The 16562-nt window shown below is 41.1% G+C and carries 15 protein-coding genes; 4 read left to right on the top strand and 11 right to left on the bottom strand.

Annotation, left to right across the window (positions count from 1 at the left end):
* Positions 1-217: 217 nt before the first annotated feature.
* Positions 218-913 (bottom strand): glycerophosphodiester phosphodiesterase, encoded by a 696-nt coding sequence (locus JF53_RS16100; protein ID WP_047982585.1) that lies wholly within the window; start codon positions 911-913, stop codon positions 218-220.
* 189 nt (positions 914-1102) lie between these two features.
* Between JF53_RS16100 and JF53_RS16095 the strand changes: the two genes are divergently transcribed.
* Complete coding sequence (locus tag JF53_RS16095; RefSeq protein ID WP_157052554.1) at positions 1103-1486, top strand: hypothetical protein; 384 nt, start codon at positions 1103-1105, stop codon at positions 1484-1486.
* Positions 1487-2071: 585 nt separating this feature from the next.
* Here JF53_RS16095 and JF53_RS16090 read toward each other — a convergent pair.
* Both JF53_RS16090 and JF53_RS16085 read right to left on the bottom strand, forming a co-directional pair.
* Positions 2072-5179: a S8 family serine peptidase gene (locus JF53_RS16090; RefSeq protein ID WP_053072039.1), complete on the bottom strand. Its 3108-nt coding sequence runs from the start codon at positions 5177-5179 to the stop codon at positions 2072-2074.
* 329 nt (positions 5180-5508) lie between these two features.
* Positions 5509-6594 (bottom strand): glycosyltransferase family 4 protein, encoded by a 1086-nt coding sequence (locus tag JF53_RS16085; RefSeq protein ID WP_047982583.1) that lies wholly within the window; start codon positions 6592-6594, stop codon positions 5509-5511.
* A gap of 340 nt (positions 6595-6934) precedes the next feature.
* Here JF53_RS16085 and JF53_RS16080 point away from each other — a divergent pair, with 340 nt between their 5' ends.
* Complete coding sequence (locus JF53_RS16080) at positions 6935-7645, top strand: threonine/serine exporter family protein (protein WP_047982753.1); 711 nt, start codon at positions 6935-6937, stop codon at positions 7643-7645.
* 70 nt (positions 7646-7715) lie between these two features.
* Here the strand turns inward: JF53_RS16080 and JF53_RS16075 are convergent, their stop codons facing one another.
* Positions 7716-9905 carry a sensor domain-containing protein gene (locus JF53_RS16075; protein WP_053072038.1) on the bottom strand — a complete coding sequence of 730 codons (2190 nt, stop codon included), beginning with the start codon at positions 9903-9905 and terminating at the stop codon, positions 7716-7718.
* A gap of 719 nt (positions 9906-10624) precedes the next feature.
* Here JF53_RS16075 and JF53_RS16070 point away from each other — a divergent pair.
* Positions 10625-11077, top strand: a complete 453-nt coding sequence (locus tag JF53_RS16070) for a threonine/serine exporter family protein (protein ID WP_047982582.1) — start codon at positions 10625-10627, stop codon at positions 11075-11077.
* A gap of 239 nt (positions 11078-11316) precedes the next feature.
* On the opposite strand, the gene JF53_RS17605 is transcribed toward JF53_RS16070, so the two are convergent.
* Entirely contained in the window at positions 11317-11457 is a 141-nt protein-coding gene (locus tag JF53_RS17605; protein ID WP_157052553.1) for a hypothetical protein, read from the bottom strand.
* An 80-nt stretch (positions 11458-11537) separates the two neighbouring features.
* The gene (locus tag JF53_RS16065; RefSeq protein ID WP_083443664.1) at positions 11538-12854 is read right to left on the bottom strand and encodes a hemolysin family protein; all 1317 of its coding nucleotides are present in this window, start codon (positions 12852-12854) and stop codon (positions 11538-11540) included.
* Between the two features lie 191 nt (positions 12855-13045).
* Here JF53_RS16065 and JF53_RS16060 point away from each other — a divergent pair, with 191 nt between their 5' ends.
* Positions 13046-13234: a YjfB family protein gene (locus tag JF53_RS16060; protein WP_047982580.1), complete on the top strand. Its 189-nt coding sequence runs from the start codon at positions 13046-13048 to the stop codon at positions 13232-13234.
* A gap of 60 nt (positions 13235-13294) precedes the next feature.
* Here the strand turns inward: JF53_RS16060 and JF53_RS16055 are convergent, their stop codons facing one another.
* The 5 genes from JF53_RS16055 to JF53_RS16035 form a co-directional block, all read right to left on the bottom strand.
* On the bottom strand, positions 13295-13603 hold the full coding sequence (locus JF53_RS16055) for a hypothetical protein (RefSeq protein WP_157052552.1): 309 nt from the start codon (positions 13601-13603) through the stop codon (positions 13295-13297).
* A 178-nt stretch (positions 13604-13781) separates the two neighbouring features.
* Entirely contained in the window at positions 13782-14204 is a 423-nt protein-coding gene (fabZ, locus tag JF53_RS16050; RefSeq protein WP_047982579.1) for a 3-hydroxyacyl-ACP dehydratase FabZ, read from the bottom strand.
* Between the two features lie 108 nt (positions 14205-14312).
* On the bottom strand, positions 14313-14783 hold the full coding sequence (locus JF53_RS18020; protein ID WP_083443663.1) for a DNA-directed RNA polymerase subunit beta: 471 nt from the start codon (positions 14781-14783) through the stop codon (positions 14313-14315).
* Between the two features lie 83 nt (positions 14784-14866).
* Positions 14867-15688: a flagellar hook-basal body protein gene (locus JF53_RS16040; RefSeq protein ID WP_047982578.1), complete on the bottom strand. Its 822-nt coding sequence runs from the start codon at positions 15686-15688 to the stop codon at positions 14867-14869.
* Positions 15689-15699: 11 nt separating this feature from the next.
* Positions 15700-16503: a flagellar hook-basal body protein gene (locus JF53_RS16035; protein WP_047982577.1), complete on the bottom strand. Its 804-nt coding sequence runs from the start codon at positions 16501-16503 to the stop codon at positions 15700-15702.
* Positions 16504-16562: the final 59 nt, after the last annotated feature.

Raw genomic sequence — 16562 nt, 5'->3', positions numbered from 1 at the left:
TACTCTTGCAAATTTATTCTTGAAGTGTAGGAGTATCTAATTGTACTAAAATATACGCAAAAGGAACCTCCCGACAAACACTATAAAGAGAGGTTCCTTCTATATTTTTACATATTGTTCTCGACTTAATTTCTTCACAAGTAATACCTTCACAATCGGATTAACATAAGGAAAACCACCATTATACTTAAATATGACATCCACTTTAAATTCAAATCTATATAGATAGTGCCTTATACCTCTCCAATTCATCCGTAGTAATCAAAACCGATGGATACGCTTGGAAGCTTCTCATTTGTTCAATCGTATTGACAGTCCATACGACTAATTGTACTCCCGTGTTCTCGCATTTTTTAATATGTTTTTCCTTTATATTATTACAATTCACCGCAAAGTATTGTGCATGCAATTTCTTAATTAGTCTTAAATGGTGAGGACGTATTTTATTAACTAAAGGACCAAGAGCAATGTCTTTAGATAAAGTTCGTAACTTAAATAATGAATCATGATTAAACGAAATAACATAAACTTGATCTTCCATCTCGAACTTTTTAATGATTTCATAAATATTCTGCTCTATACCGGGGTAAAGTTTGGGCTTTTTTAGCTCAATAGAAATCATAATTCGGTCTTTGGCTAATTTCAGTACTTCCTCTAATGTTGGAATCTTTTCTTCTGAAGCAATCGTAAATTGCTTCAGTTCCTCTACAGTATAATTTCGGATCTCTCCGCTTCCATCTGTCATTCGATTAATCGTATGATCATGCATGACGACCGGCACACCATCCTTGCTCATATGTACATCTAGTTCCATATGCGAGAACCCTAAATCAATTGCTGCTTGAAAGGATGATAATGTATTTTCTGGGTAGTTCACTGGGTAACCACGATGGGCAATACCTCGAATTGTCATCAAACTTCCCCCTTAATTTTTTGATCCTTCTCACCATAATTATAAAAATTTTATATTAACTGGATATGGAGAACTTGTGAAGTTAATGTAAATCGAAGTAAAGATGTTCGCTAAACTTGCAGCATTGCCCTTTACACATATGATTATATGCCGATGTATCAAATAGAAGGCTTTTAGGATTAATTTTAAATGCCCATAAATAACACCACATTAAACAAGGAGCATGATAATGTGTTAAGTCGATCATTAGCAAAAAAGGATTATCTTTTCCGAAGGGTTTATTTTATGATTTCAGATGAAGAATTAGTGGAGCTAGTCGCTATTATGGTAGGTACGGATCACCCAATTTATACCGAGCTTCACCAAAGCAAGGATACAGTTGAAATTGAATCAAGGGAAATTCACATTTCAACACTATCTAGAAACAAGGCAAAAGTGCTACTAAATAAAAAATTTCTTACAGAAGAAATGACGCTTAACCATGATCAATTAAGCCATTTACTTGATCATTACAAAGGGAAACTTTTAGAAGTGACAAAGGAGATTATTAGCAGTATTCAAAAAGAGCGTTAGCTTACAATATTTATCGGATTGTGTATTGAAGAAGTCCGATTCCACCTTTTTGAATTCAAGTGAAATACGCATGGTTTTTTCTTACTAAACATATCATCAAATGAAAATGACACGTAGCCCAAAAGGTTAACGTGTCATTTTATCTATATTAAGAAAGGGGGTAACTAAAAATAAAAGAATTGTTAAAGCTTCACATACTGCTCATGTCTGAAGTTCTTCACTAATACATAAATAAGAATTGGAAATAAAAGTACATAGGCTAGTTTTTTTAGGTTAGACTTCCTCTTTTTCAGCACGATTAGCTATCCTCCTCAAGAATTGCTTCGAATCGCCTCTATGTATTTCTTCTATCATTTCTATTTTTAGTATAGAGATGGTTTGTAAAGATGGTATTAATCGGAAGTGAAGAGTTTGTAAAATGGTATTGATTGGCAAGTTTCTCTTGCTACTAGACACTTACAAAATAAGCATTCTAGCGTTATTCCTAATACCCGAAAAAATTACTATTTTTTGCCGTCGAATGAAAAAAACAAAGAGAATGACCGCATACCTTGCATGGTATCGGTCATTCTCTATTAACCTATTCTACTTATCCTTCAACTTCCCCTTCGCCTTCCCTTGAGGTCCAAGAACATTCTTCTGTGTCACGTTACCAGCATTATCCGTCACAATGACAGTGACAACTTGGCTTGGGTGAATACCATCTAAGTGTAGTTCCGTTTCACCAACTGGTACTTCTACTTCTTCACCGTCTACTAGCACTTGCCACTGGGCAACGCCACTACCATTCGCATCTGCAACGGCAATTGATACTTCTCGCTTACCACGATTGATATCCGCTTCGATATCTGGAGCGTCTGTATCAAGTAATAATGGAAGTGCAAAGCTTTGTGCTTGGGCACCGTCATAGTCAATCGCTGCCTCTACTTGTAAGTAGTACTGGCCATCTTCTGCTAATGAGCCGTTGATTAAACCATCCCACGCCCAATCCGATGACAACTTATAATAGGATGCTAGACCACTATCATAATAGTCTTTCCGGAAATACGTATCACTGTATAGTGTTTCTACGACATTTCCATCTTCATCGAGTACCGTGAATGTTGCGTCCTTCGCATTCCGTAAGAAGGAAAGCACTAATAACGCATCATCCTGGGTACCATCATTATTTGGTGAAAAGGCAATTTTGGCTGGATCGTATCCACCAGTTAGTGCATCAAATCCTAGGAAGCCATAATCCTCTCCACCTAATGAAGTAGCAACCCCTGTCATACCGTAGAAGGTCATTGGATCCCACATTGGCGTATCAAAAATTGGGGCCGAATCCCATTCACCTTTAAAGCCAACATATGGAACCGTTAATTCCGGATTCGTATCTGTTGGATCGGTTAAGGTCACAAATCCTTCTAACCAATAGCCATTGGTAAAGATGGAATTTAAATCAGCATCCCAATCACTAACATCAATTGTTACTTCAAAAGTAGTTGAACCATTTGCCGGCACTTCGATGGTTCTGACGCTATCCCCATCGACGGTTGCGACTGAACCTAAGTCTAGTGCACCATATTGGTTTGGCACGGTTACTAATACACCGCCACCATTAAGTGGTGTGTCTGTTTGTGCATTGGCACTCACTTCATAACTCACCGATTCATCCGAGAAGTTTTCGGCCGTAAGCTCGAATGTTACTTGATTTTCCTGGATTTCTTTCAACGCAACTTTCGCTTCACCAGTCTCGGCATTCGTAACCATTACTGGCGTTTTTAGTGCGGAATGAAGCTGCATTAACCCTGCACCTTGACGACGTGGTGATACCAATGCCCCGTCAAATTCTACTGGTGCTGACGTATTCATCATAATATTTTTTGCCCGTAAGACACGGTCTGCGCCTTCTAGACCAAATTCTTCATCAATTCGTTGTAATACGAGAGCACTACCACCGGAAACATGTGGCGCTGCCATCGATGTACCACTTTTCACACCGTACTGGCCATTATTTAATGTAGAGTAAATTTGTCCACCTGGTGCCGTGATTTCTGGTTTGAAATCAAGGTTCGGTGTTAATCCCCATGAGGAGAATGTACTCATCTTACCTGCCTCTGCATTTGGAACCGATGTCGTTTCCCCACTAAATGTTACCGTTACTGCCTGTCCGTCTTGTAGTGCTGCTGCCAAGACGTCCCCATCTGATTTCGCTAAGAATAACTGCGGAATCACGATCGATGGATCTGTTGCCATGTTGATCATACCATCTGCATTGTTGTAGACGATAACACCAGCAGCTCCAGCATTTTGTGCATTTACTGCTTTCGTTACGAAATCAAGCACGCCACGTTGAACAAGTGCATATTTCCCTTCTAAATCTTTTCCTTCAAAATCTTCTGGGGCACCAAGTCCCGCTTCGACTAGTTCAACGGTTGCACCAGGTTCCGGTGCCGTTTGACTAGCAGACATAAATCCTGCCGTTACCCCTTCACCGCCAGCAACGGAGTATTCCAGTGCATCCACGGTCATATAGGTATTTTCAAATGATGCAACTTGTAAAGAGTCATAAGAAACCCCAGGCGATCCACTGACACCGTAATCTGGATTCGATGCGTATGGATAGAAATAGCCATCCCCAAACATTGCTGAGTTACCAGCAGAGATGGACATCAGCACACCATTTTCTACCGCACGAGTTACTGCTTGTTGTTCTGGGCTTTGACTGTCCACAAAGCCAGCCGCTGAACCAAGGCTCATATTGAGTACATCGGCACCTAGTTTGATGGCATCATCAATCGCTGCAATGTACACATCGCCATACGTCGTTTGCAAATCCGGATCATTTCCAAATACTTTTAAATTCAGGATTTGTGCTTCTGGGGCGATCCCAACGATTCCCCCATTTGTTTCATCCCCATTGGCAGCAACTGTTCCCGATACGTGCATACCATGGGAGGATGCACCTGGAAAATCATCCGTGTATTCATGGTTTTGATCCATGTAGTTGTAGCCATATGGAACTTTGTCCGAATAGAATAGACCCGGTAAGTCTTCTTCGGCAATAATATCGGTTACTTCTTCCTCGGTAAGGGCTACCGTAGATCTATCTGTTAGTACCATATCCTGATGTGTATAATCGACACCAGTATCGATGACACCAACTACCATTCCTTCACCCTTGTAACCATAATCATTCCACGCTTGTTGTGCTTGCACTAATTCCTTACTATACGTCATATCCGGTTCGTCAATCGGACGCTCGTATTCGGTAGAAATGACGACACTTTTAACATTCGGAAGTTTTTCAATTTCCTCGATTTCGCCATATGCTACTTCTGCACTAAATCCGTTGACAACCGCTTCGAAATCCTGAAGATAGGTTGCCTTAATTTTCTTTTGCTTTATAGCATTTTTTACTGCGTTTTTCGCTGCTTTTGCTTGATTCAAAAGTTGTTTCTTTTCACTTACACTTAAATCGCCAAACTTAACCCCTTTTTTCGTTGCTTTCACAATCGGTGCGTCACCCTCTACTTCAACAGTGACACGAACTTTTTCGTTAGGACTAATGGATTCCGCTAGTTCCTTGGAAAGTTCTCCCCTTTGTAAATCACCCGTGCTAACCGTGATATCTCGAGTAGTCATCGCAAAGGTTACCGTGCTAAATGCTAATAGAAAGATTAAAGCCAATACGGAAATACGTTTGATCATTTTGCTCCTCCTCTTATAAGTTTGACTAATAGTTTTAAGTCTTTAGCCCTAAACCCCTATCATTCTAGTAATCTAAAAACTTAATAACCTTAATGATAGATAATTCATAAAAATTAGACAAGGTTCCAAAGTAGTGGGACATAAGGCGGGAGGTTTTCTTGTTTTTATGCTATTGTTTGGCATTACCCAACAGAAAACTACAGATTCGTACGGGTACAAAGAACTATACAAACGGATATGATTTGTCTTTTTGCTTGATCGGTAGCTATCTTACTGCAAAAAAAAAAAAAATAGAAGACCATCACTGGTCCTCCATTCGTTTCATCTACTTATTGTTGTTCTTGTTGCTTCACTTTTCCTCTGAACAGCCGTTTAAAGAAGTTTAAGACGGGACGCTTACCACCTAAAACTAGCCCAGCAATTTCGGCTAATATATGGAGTAAAAATACCAAGATAATGACGATAAATAGATTCGCTGTTATCGACGCATTGGAGAAAATAACAGCAAGTGCACCAAATATCGCACTAATACCATAAAGTATCAATACCGTTTTGCGGTGGCTATAGCCCGCAGATAATAATTGATAGTGGATATGCTTATTATCCGCCTGCATGATATTTTGCTTATTTAACGAGCGCCTCAAAATTGCGAATAACGTATCAAATATCGGCACAGCTAGGACAATAATTGGGATGACGAAGCTGAGTAAGGCTATATTTTTGAACAAGCCTAGAATCGAAATAACCGCAATCATATAGCCTAAGAAATTCGATCCGGTATCCCCCATATAGATTTTTGCCGGATAGAAGTTGTGATATAGAAAGCCAAGATTAGAACCAATTAACACGATACAGAAATAAGCTACCAAAACTTGAGCATCCACAATCGCCATAATCAATAAGCTAATTAAGGCAATGGTCGTAACACCGGTTGCAAGCCCGTCCAATCCATCAATTAAGTTTATCGCATTGGTAATGCCCACCACCCATAGGACGGTAACGAGGACACTGAAAAATCCAAGTTCTATTTGGCCAATGAGTGGTAGGGTAATTCGGTCTATTATTAAACCACCAGAGATTAAAAATGAAGTCGCAATAAGTTGACCTGTTAGTTTCGCAATTGGATGTAATGAAAATCTGTCATCTAGTACTCCGGTAATAATAATGATAACTGCACCACAAAGGATTTCTGTTAAATGTTCATGATGTGGTTGTAGATAAAGAACACCGAGAAAAGCACCAATAAAAATGGAGAGTCCACCAATTCTTGGGGTTATCTTTTCATGGATTTTCCGATCGCTCGGTAAGTCTACTGCACCTATTTTATTCGCCAATTTCTTGACTGGATATGTTATTAAAAACGACGCAATTAAAGCTATAATAAAGGCAATCCCTAAATCCATATAGTTAAACATACTATTCTCCCTAATCTACCTAAAAGTTAAAATCAATCCATTAATTGAATTATACCGAAACGAATAGTTCCGTTGCAAATTGATACTGCATTTGTAATGATAACTTAAAAGGAAATGTTCCCTTGTTCTAATCTATTACCACTTTCCAATAAAGTCAATCTGGAAATAATAGAGGCCTAGTTAAATTCGAGAGGAAATTGTTCTTACATTATAGTATTATCCATTTAATTATATTTTTACTTCCATCTAACCCCAATCCCTACTATAATAGGGAAAGGAAATTTGCGTACGGAAGGTTGTTTGGAATTTGGAAAATGATAATCGTATTACAAAGGTTTGTATGCTAGCAGGCCGAATCATGCTGGAAAGTAGTGCCGAAACATATCGGGTGGAGGATACCATGAACCGGATTGCCCGGGCGTTTGATGTGAAAAATCCGCAGAGCTATGTGACACCAACGGGAATTAATTTTTCCGTGGATCAGGCAGAGGCTGCCAATATGATGCGAATTGAGAAACGGACAACTGATTTATATAAAATTGCTGCGGTGAATAGTATTTCCCGCAGGATTGCTGCTGGTGAATTGTCACTTGATGAAGCATTAGTGGTATTAAAGGAGCTCGCGGGGAAGAAGTTCCTATATTCCAACAAGCTGATGGTGGCTATTGCAGCCATTGCTAGTGGCTGCTTCACGATTATGTTCGGTGGGATTTGGGCAGACTTTATTCCATCAGTCATTGCTGGTGGGGTTGGCTTTCTAGGCTTTCTGTTGTTTGATAAGCTGGTAGAAATACGGTTCATCTCGGAGTTTGTTGCTTCGTTTATCGTCGGTATTTTAGCTGTATTATTTGTTCACACGGGGCTTGGCGTTGAGCTGGATAAAATTATTATCGGTGCGGTCATGCCACTTGTACCTGGTCTTCACATCACCAATGCAGTACGTGATTTGATGGCAGGACATTTGGTCGCTGGTGTTTCCAAGGGCGTGGAAGCATTGTTGACGGCATTTGCGATTGGGACTGGGGTCGCTGTGGTGCTGGCGTTTTCCTAAGCGTTCGCGCATAGCGATGTTACATGAAAAGAAGAAGAACGATTCGGACATGGGTACCGATCGTTCTTCTTTAGCTTTTTATTCTTCTGAGTCTGTCTTTCTCGACCTTCTCAGGGTCTGGTTCTAAATAACCTTCTTTAAGAAAATGCTCAAATTGATGAACAGGAACAGGACCGGAGAATAAATAACCTTGTATGAGGTCACATTCGCGATTTCTCAAGAAACGATATTGCCCGATTTCCTCCACGCCTTCTGCGATAATCCGCATATTGAGCGCTTTGGCCATCTGCATGACCGAGCCAACGATAATATTATCCTTCTCCACCTGTCCATCTCGGCTTTGAATGAATACTTGATCGATTTTTAACGTGTCGGCTTGATACTCCCGCAAGTAATTAAGCGAGGCAAATCCGGTACCAAAATCATCAATAGCAATTCGCACGCCAAGCTCTTTTAATTCCGCAATCGTTGCGAGCACTCCTTTTTCACTTTTCAACAGCGAACCCTCGGTAATCTCAACACCTAAATAATCAGCAGGAACTTGATACGTAGCTAGTTGGCTTTTGACAAATTCAGTTAACCCTTTTTTCATTAAGCGAATCGGTGAAATATTAACAGAGATCGGGATTGGTTCCAGTCCCTTATCCTGCCACGCACGGAGCTGTGCACATGCTTTTTTAATTACCCAATCACTAATCTCGCAAATGAGCTGATTTTCTTCGGCGATTGGAATAAACTCTCCTGGTGGAATCATCCCCCATTCCTGATGATTCCATCGGATTAACGCCTCCGCTCCTAAAATAGTGCCTGATTGTGTTTCAACTAGCGGCTGATAATACAGTTCAAATTCTTCTTTTTCCAAAGCTTCAAGCATATCCTTCTCAATCGCCAGTTTTCGTTGGAATAGGTTGTCGTTGGAATCGGAATATAATTGATACGTGCTTTTCCCGCTTTTCTTCGCGTGGGTTAGGGCTGCATGTGCCTTATCCATCAGAATTTCCTTTGTCTCGCCATCATCAGGATACATGCTGATTCCGATACTCGTCGTAATATTGATCTCATACCCATTTACCGTGAGTGGATGCTTTATATCGATTAGAATGTCTTTGATCATCCTGATCAGCTGATCTTTCCTCGTATAATCCTCAAACACAATAATAAAATCATTACTTTCTAACCGCGCAATAAAGCTTTTTTCAGGAAGCATGACAATTAGCCTTGTTGCAATCGTCTTTAGCACACTATCCCCAACCTGATAGCCCAATGTACCATTGATCACTGAAAAACGATCTAAGTTAAAAAACAGGACCGCAAATGGCGTTTCATTTCCAAGTAACGTGTCCAATTTCTGATAAAGACTTCTTCGATTTGGCAAAGTCGTTAGCAAATCGTGATTAGCCGTGTATTGAAACTGCTCCTGTAATTTTACTTCCTCAGTAATATCGGTTTGCATGCCAAAAATATGCGTAATATTGCCTGCATCATCATAATGTGGAGCCATTTGACAGATAATCCATTTAACCGAGCCATCCCCACATTGAATGCGAAATCGTACTGGTTCACCTTTTAATAGGAAATCCTTTTCGTTACAAGTAATTCGCTCACGATCTTCAGGTAGAACAGCAGCTTGGATCACATTTTCCATGCGTTGATATTTATGGAAAAAGTCGTCCAATGGGTACTCGTATAAGGCAGCCAATCGCTCAGAAACAAAGGTTAAGTTTCCAGTTTTGTACTCACTTACCCAGACCCCCATATTTAAATGGTTCACGATATGTTTATAGCTCTGAATTTCCGAGACACTTTGTAAATGACTTAGTTTATAGTCCGTAATATCTCTAGCAATTAGTACAATCCCGTCCACATTGGTATCGATGTTCTGTACGGGAATGATGAATATTTCATAGAACTGCTTCCTACGTTTCAGTTGAATTTCACAACGCTCCGTGTTTCCATTTCGGGCATTATAAAATATCTCTTCAACCTGCTCATAGGATTTCTTTAAGAGGAATGGTTTAAAATCTTCAAGCTTATGTATTGGTTTCGTCAAAAACCTCTTTTGATTATTCGAACGTAATTCCCCGTCAGGAGAGAATACCATGATGCTATCCGGATGGTTGCTCCCGATTGCTGCATAAAAGCTTAAAAGGGAGTCCACAGCATCGCTCATTGACGTGTCTTGACTTATATTATTATTGGCCATGTCATGTTGAAAGAGCAATCTCAAGATGTCGGATTTTGTAGAATTGATCTCTGCCATGGTAGCTCTCTCCTCTGAATAATTGATCAATTATTCTAATACTTATCTTCGATTATAGTATAAAGGTCCTCCATTTCAAATAGTTTTCTTAATATTCGCTAGATATTTCGCTTTACGAAACATCAAAAAACGATAATTTTTACCAAAATTCGACACATTTCGCGGATAGGATTTGGGATTGCTAAGTTGTTGTGGGATGGGTAGAATAGAGGGAGATTGTTTTGCGGGTGATGCTGGTGGTGGTGCAGGGGAGGGCAGGCTGCGCTTTTATGATGCTGGTGGCGATCGCGGTGCAGTAGTGGCGCTGGGGCGCTGGGGGTGGTCGCGGTGCGGTGAAGTAGTGGCGCTGGGGTTCGGGATATGTTGACCAAAGTTCGGGATATCTCTCGTTTGGTTCGGGACTTCTCGCTCGATGTTCGGGAATAATCGGGTGAGGTTCGGGATTCTGGCAGGGGTTCGGGATTCCTTGCTTGATGTTCGGGATATCACGGCCAGAGTTCGGGATATCTCGCCCCAGGTTCGGGACTTATCACGATAGTTTTAGTTAACAAGTGCCGGTTAACCAAGCGAATTCAGCGAGGAACGATGATAATTCAGCGTAGCGATAACTCTGATCCCGGCCATGGGGTTATCGGCTGGCACTTTGGCATCTCATGCTCTTGTTCGGTTTGCACTTAAAGTAGAGATTAACTTAATGTTTACATATTGGAGGAATCATCATGGCAATTATCGCCCAGCTTGTTACAAGTTTTATATCATCAGCAGGGTTTGGCATATTATTTAATGCACCAAGGAAAGTGCTGCCACAATGTGGATTTGTTGGGATGGCAGGTTGGATTGTATATTATGTACTTGTCCAATATGACATGGACACCGTTCCAGCCACAATTTTCGGGGCAATGCTGGTCGCTGTCTTAAGCCAAATTTGTGCAAAAGTGTACAAAACCCCAATCATTGTTTTTAATGTTTCCGGCATCATCCCGCTCGTACCTGGAGGGATGGCTTATGAAGCAATGCGCAGCTTCGTTCAAAATGATTACTTGAATGCTGTTCAATATTCTGCAAAAGTCATGCTTTTGGCAGGTGGAATTGCAATTGGATTGATGTTCTCAGAAGTGTTAAATCAAATCATTCGCAAGACTACTGGGAAGAAGACACGGACACAGCTATAGAGTGGGTCAGTGCGGCACAGTGCGGGAGTTTGGGCGATGGTTTTGGGGGGAGGGCGATGTTCTGCTAGTTAGAGCAATGTTTCGCCAGTTCGAGCGATATTCTGCTAGTTTGGGCGATATCTCTCCAGTTTGAGCGATATTCCACCCGTTCGAGCGATGTCTCGCCAGTTCGAGCGATATCTCGCCAGTTCGAGCGACGTTCTCCCAGTTCGAGCGATGTCTCTCCAGTTTGAGCGATATTACGCTAGTTCGAGCGATATCTCGCCAGTTTGAGCGATATTACGCCAGTTCGAGCGATATTGCTCCATAACGAGCGATATTACGCCATAACGAGCGATATCCCGCCATAACGAGCGATATTCCACCCGTTCAAGCCACATCCCTCAACAGCAAAGCTCTACTAAAAAATCGGCTCGATCAAATAAAAACAAGGGAATGGTTTAACCCATCCCCCTGCTCCTTAATCTACTTCTTCATCATCGTCCACTTCTACCTTTGTAATTAGAACTTTATCCACGCGCACGTGGTCCATATCCACTACTTCTAGCTTTAAATTTTCTACCATAATTGAGTCGCCAGTGAGTGGGATGTCGCCGAGGTAGGTTGTGATGTAGCCTCCGAGTGTGTGGGCTTCGCTTCTTAGATCCTCGAGTTCATCGATGTCAAAGTAGCGTTTGAATGCTTCGACTGTGATTAATCCGTCGGCTAGCCAGGAGGTTTCATCGCGTTGGATGATACTAGGATCGATGTCTTCTAGGTTGGGCATGTCCCCAACAATGCTTTCGATGAAGTCATGTAAGGTGACAAATCCTTCGATGCCACCGTACTCATCGATGACCACTGCCTGGTGTTTGCCAGAATCCTTGATTTTTTCCAGTGCTTGAAAGGCCATCATTGCTTCTGGCAGGACGAGTGCTTCTTCGATACAGTCGGCTAGCTTTATTGGTTCGTTTTTGGCTAGCTGTGCGAAAACTTGTTTGGTATGAATGACGCCTTGAAAATTGTCTAAGCTACCTGCCCCGACTGGGAATGCGGTGTGATTGCTGGACGTCATGACTTCTAGGTTTTCTTCTAGTGAATCTTCTATATCAATCCATTCCAAATATGTTCGTGGTGTTAGGATATCGCCTAAGCGCTGGTCGCCCATATAGAAAATTTGTTCCACCATCTCATGCTCAATTTTTTCAACGACACCGCTGTAGACGCCTTGTTCGATTAGTTGTGTAATCTCCTCTTCCGTAACATCTGGTTCGTTCGATGTCTTCACGCGGAAAAGCTTCAGTACAAGCTCGGTTGATTTGCTCAGGATCCAGATTAATGGTTTTCCTACTTTTGAAAAATAGTACATTGGTTTAGCGATCAGTAAGGCTACCTTTTCTGGGTTAGACATTCCTATTCGCTTCGGTACTAATTCTCCGATTATCAAGGATAAGTAAGTAGTCAGAGCAATGACAATAAACATACTAAGCTGTGCGCTAAATGGTGCTAGTACGTCAATTTTTTCGAGCACTGGTGCTAATTGACTGGCAATGGCAGCTCCACCAAATGCACCCGTTACCACTCCGATTAGGGTAATCCCAATCTGGATAGTTGATAATAATTGATTCGGATGCTCTGCAAGTTTGAGTGCAAAAGTCGCACGTTTATCGCCATCTTCAGCAATTTTCTCTAGTCTTGCTTTTCGCGATGTTACGATTGCAATTTCGGTCATAGCAAAAATACCATTTGCAATAATTAAGATGAGTACAATACTAATCGATATCAGCGGGGTGTCCAAAATTGTTTCACCATTCCTTTTTCTTATTCAGTCTAATTTTTACATCTTATGACATTCTTATTCTAATTTTAAATAGGAATGTGATTTAAAGCAACTTGGAAGTTAATTTCGACACCATAGGAAAAAGTTCGTGGGTTTCCTAGTCATTCTATGGTAGACTAGAGTTAACGGATACATAAGGAGGTTTTTGCATGGATATTGCAGCTATGTCAGTAGTGATGGCAAATAGTCAAGTTCGTACCGATGCTAGCTTGGCAATAATGAGCAATGTGAAAGATCTTATGCAGCAGCAAGGACAGCAGTTGACAGAAATGTTAAGTCAATCAGCTCCACAAGCACAGCATCCAACACTTGGTAAACGAGTGGATATTCAACTTTAACCGAATATAAAAACGAAGAATCCCCTGGCTACTATGTCCAGGGGATTTATTATAAAGAAGTTATTCGTTGTTTTCGTCATCATTTAAGTTATCTGTACCTTCATCGGTGCCAGTGTCTGTGCCACCGTCAGTACCGGTTCCGTTGCCAGTACCGTTTTGATTATCGTCTGTGCCATCTTCCATCAGGCCATCGTCATTGTTGGTACCGTCATCAACGCCAGTATCGCCGCCGGTTCCGTCATTCTCTAGGTCATTTTCCACACCATTGTCATCTTCTTGATTTAATGGCGCTTCGTCTTCTACTGGGTCGTCAATCGGATCTTCTTCTTCATCCGTACCACATGCAGTCATAAGCGATAGTGCCAACACGGGCGCACCAAATTTTATAAGCCATTTCTTATTCATGACATTTCCTCCTTGTAGTAATAACTTTCGGCATTAGCTTTCCCCTTTTTACAAAAAGTGATACAGTTTTTTTACGAAAAAATAACATTTTAGCGGGAAGTTCAAAAAATGCCACCATTACTGGTAGCATTCCCATTCATCATTATTTTATTGCAAAAGTAATTTCTGCCTCACATGCTAGTTCGCCGTCAATTGTTGCAATTCCTTTTCCTTTACCGATTGGACCCTTCACGCGTGTAATTTCAACTTCTAGCCTTAATTGGTCACCTGGTTTTACTTGACGCTTGAATCGACATTTATCAACCCCAGCTAAGAAACCAATTTTGCCACGATTCTCTTCTTTTCCTAACACCGCAATCGCACCAACTTGCGCTAACGCCTCGATAATTAAAACCCCAGGCATTACTGGATAATCAGGAAAGTGTCCTTGGAAAAATGGTTCGTTTACCGAGACATTTTTAATGCCTACAACACGTGTCCCTTCTTCCATCTCTAACACCTTGTCCACTAGTAAAAATGGGTAGCGATGTGGAATTATATTTTTGATTTCATTAATATCCAACATAAGAAATCTCCTTTTATGTATTGTTTTCCCCATTATAACAGAGAATATCGTTTATGATTAGTATTTCCATAAAAAAGCCCGCACTCCAATGAGCACAGGCTGTCATGTCTATTCTTCTTTTACTACGATATCAATAATATGCTGCCAAGTTTCCCACTTTAGCGCATCTCTAGGATTACCATCACCTAGTCCACCATAGCCAATCATTAAGCCAACGAGCAACGCAACTACAGCTAATACGACGACAACGACAATACGTAACCAAATTGGAAAAATACGCAATCGCGGCATTTTGTTTTGGCGTTTTTCGAGCTTTTGCTGTTTCTTTTGTTGTTTTCTCGTTTGTGCTTGTGTTTCTGTCATTTCGATTTCCGCACTTGCAGATCGTTTTCTTCTGCGTTCTTTTGCCTCATCCTCAGATAAATCTGGTTCTGCTTCCTTTGTACGCCTCGATATGACTGGCACTTTTTTGCTTACGGATTCCTGTTCGATGACATTACGCACTGATGTCAATTCAATTTGCTTTTTTTCGGAAGCATTCTCTTCCTTTGTTTTATCAAATTGGTTTGTTGTGGACATACCGGGTTCACCTATTTTCCTTGCATTCACTTCTGTTTTTACTATACGTGATAGTGTTACACTGCGTCAATCATCCTTTTTCCTTATGAACGTAATTGATTGACTAAGCCCATCATTTGATCGCCCATGGAAATCGTACGGGCATTAAATTGATATGAACGCTGTGCAGTGATTAAATCGGTCAGCTGCTGTGCCATATCAACGTTTGAGCTTTCTAATGTGCCACTTTTCATGGTTGCTTGTACATCCTGAATGATGTCTGCTTGGTTATAGCCTAAAGCATCTAAATCAGGCAGGCGGAAATTATTATTTCCTGTTGCTTCTAACAGGCGCGGACGGACCGCTTCAACCACATCAAGCTGCCCAACAACTTGTGTATCGTTACCACGTCTTACGGTAATTTGACCGTTGTCGGTAATATTAATTTCATCAAAGCCATCTTCAAATATGATTTGGCCATTAACCCCTAATACCGGATCGCCATCCTTTGTTGTAAGCGCCACTTGGTTATTGGCAAGTGGACTTAGGTAGAAGGAACCATCTCTTGTATAGCGTGTTTCCGTTACGTTATTCTCCGTTACAGAGATCTGGAATAATTGATTTGGCTGTGTTAGCGCAACATCAAGCGCGCGTCCAGTATTGGTTAAATTTCCTAATGACAAATCAACATTGATCGAGCCAAGCTTCGCGCCTGAACCAACACGAACGCCATCTGGAGTCAATCTTCCCTCTGCATTGGCAGGGTCTGTCATGTTATTGATTTGTTGAAATAATAGGGAAGAAAAATCTGCCTGTCTTGTTTTATAACCAGTCGTTGAAATATTGGCTATGTTATTCCCGATTAAATCCATTTTTTGTTGCAGCTGATTCATTGTACTTGCAGCCTGTAGCATTAATCTAGACATGATTTTCCCTCCTATCCAATTCGTCCAACATCATTTACGGTTTTTCCTAAACTATCATCATATGCTTTTAACACTTTTTGGTTCATTTCAAATAATCGATACGACTCCATCATTTGGGTCATCGATTGTGCGGCATCAACATTGGATTGCTCTAAGAACCCTTGTTGAACGCTATATGTTACTCCAGCTGGTACAGGACCAGCTTCACCAGCCAACAGTCCGTTACCTTCTTTTTCCAAGTCATTGGCATTCGCCGTATACGCAATACCCAACTGAATCGCTTGACCGCCTACTTGCAGTTGACCATCCGGATTGACGGTAAACTCCATACCATCCGTTTGAATCGGATTACCTGCTTGGTCTAACACATAATACCCTTCTGTTGAAACTAGATACCCCTGACCATCAACGGTAAAATTACCATTCCTCGTATAACGCGGCTCACCATTTTCATTTTGCACAGTGAAAAAGATGCCACCCGTTTCATCTGGAAAAACTCCATCATTTAATGCAAGGTCTGTTGTTATTCCAGTTTCTTTTAGTGATCCTTGTATAAAATTAGGTACATATTCCTGCACATATACGCCAGTATTAATGGAACCAATTGGGTTCTGTACCGGAAAATTCTTCGGTTGCTTTGTTGGAACATTTTCAGAACCCATTTGATACAAAAGCATTTCAGGAAACGCCCGTATCGAGGCCTGATCCGCTTTGTAACCAGGTGTGTTGGCATTGGCAATATTGTTTGACAATGCTTCTTGCTGTCGTTGCATCGTTAGCATTCCGCTTGCTGCAGTATAAAATCCTCTAAGCATACAATGCGCCTCCCTTTTTCCGTAAGAATATTTGGCATGACTGCCTCATGTTGTGGCAT

Source organism: Ornithinibacillus contaminans (genome assembly GCF_001038425.2).
GTDB lineage: Bacteria > Bacillota > Bacilli > Bacillales > Amphibacillaceae > Ornithinibacillus > Ornithinibacillus contaminans.
This window is presented reverse-complemented; position numbering and strand designations above follow the sequence as displayed.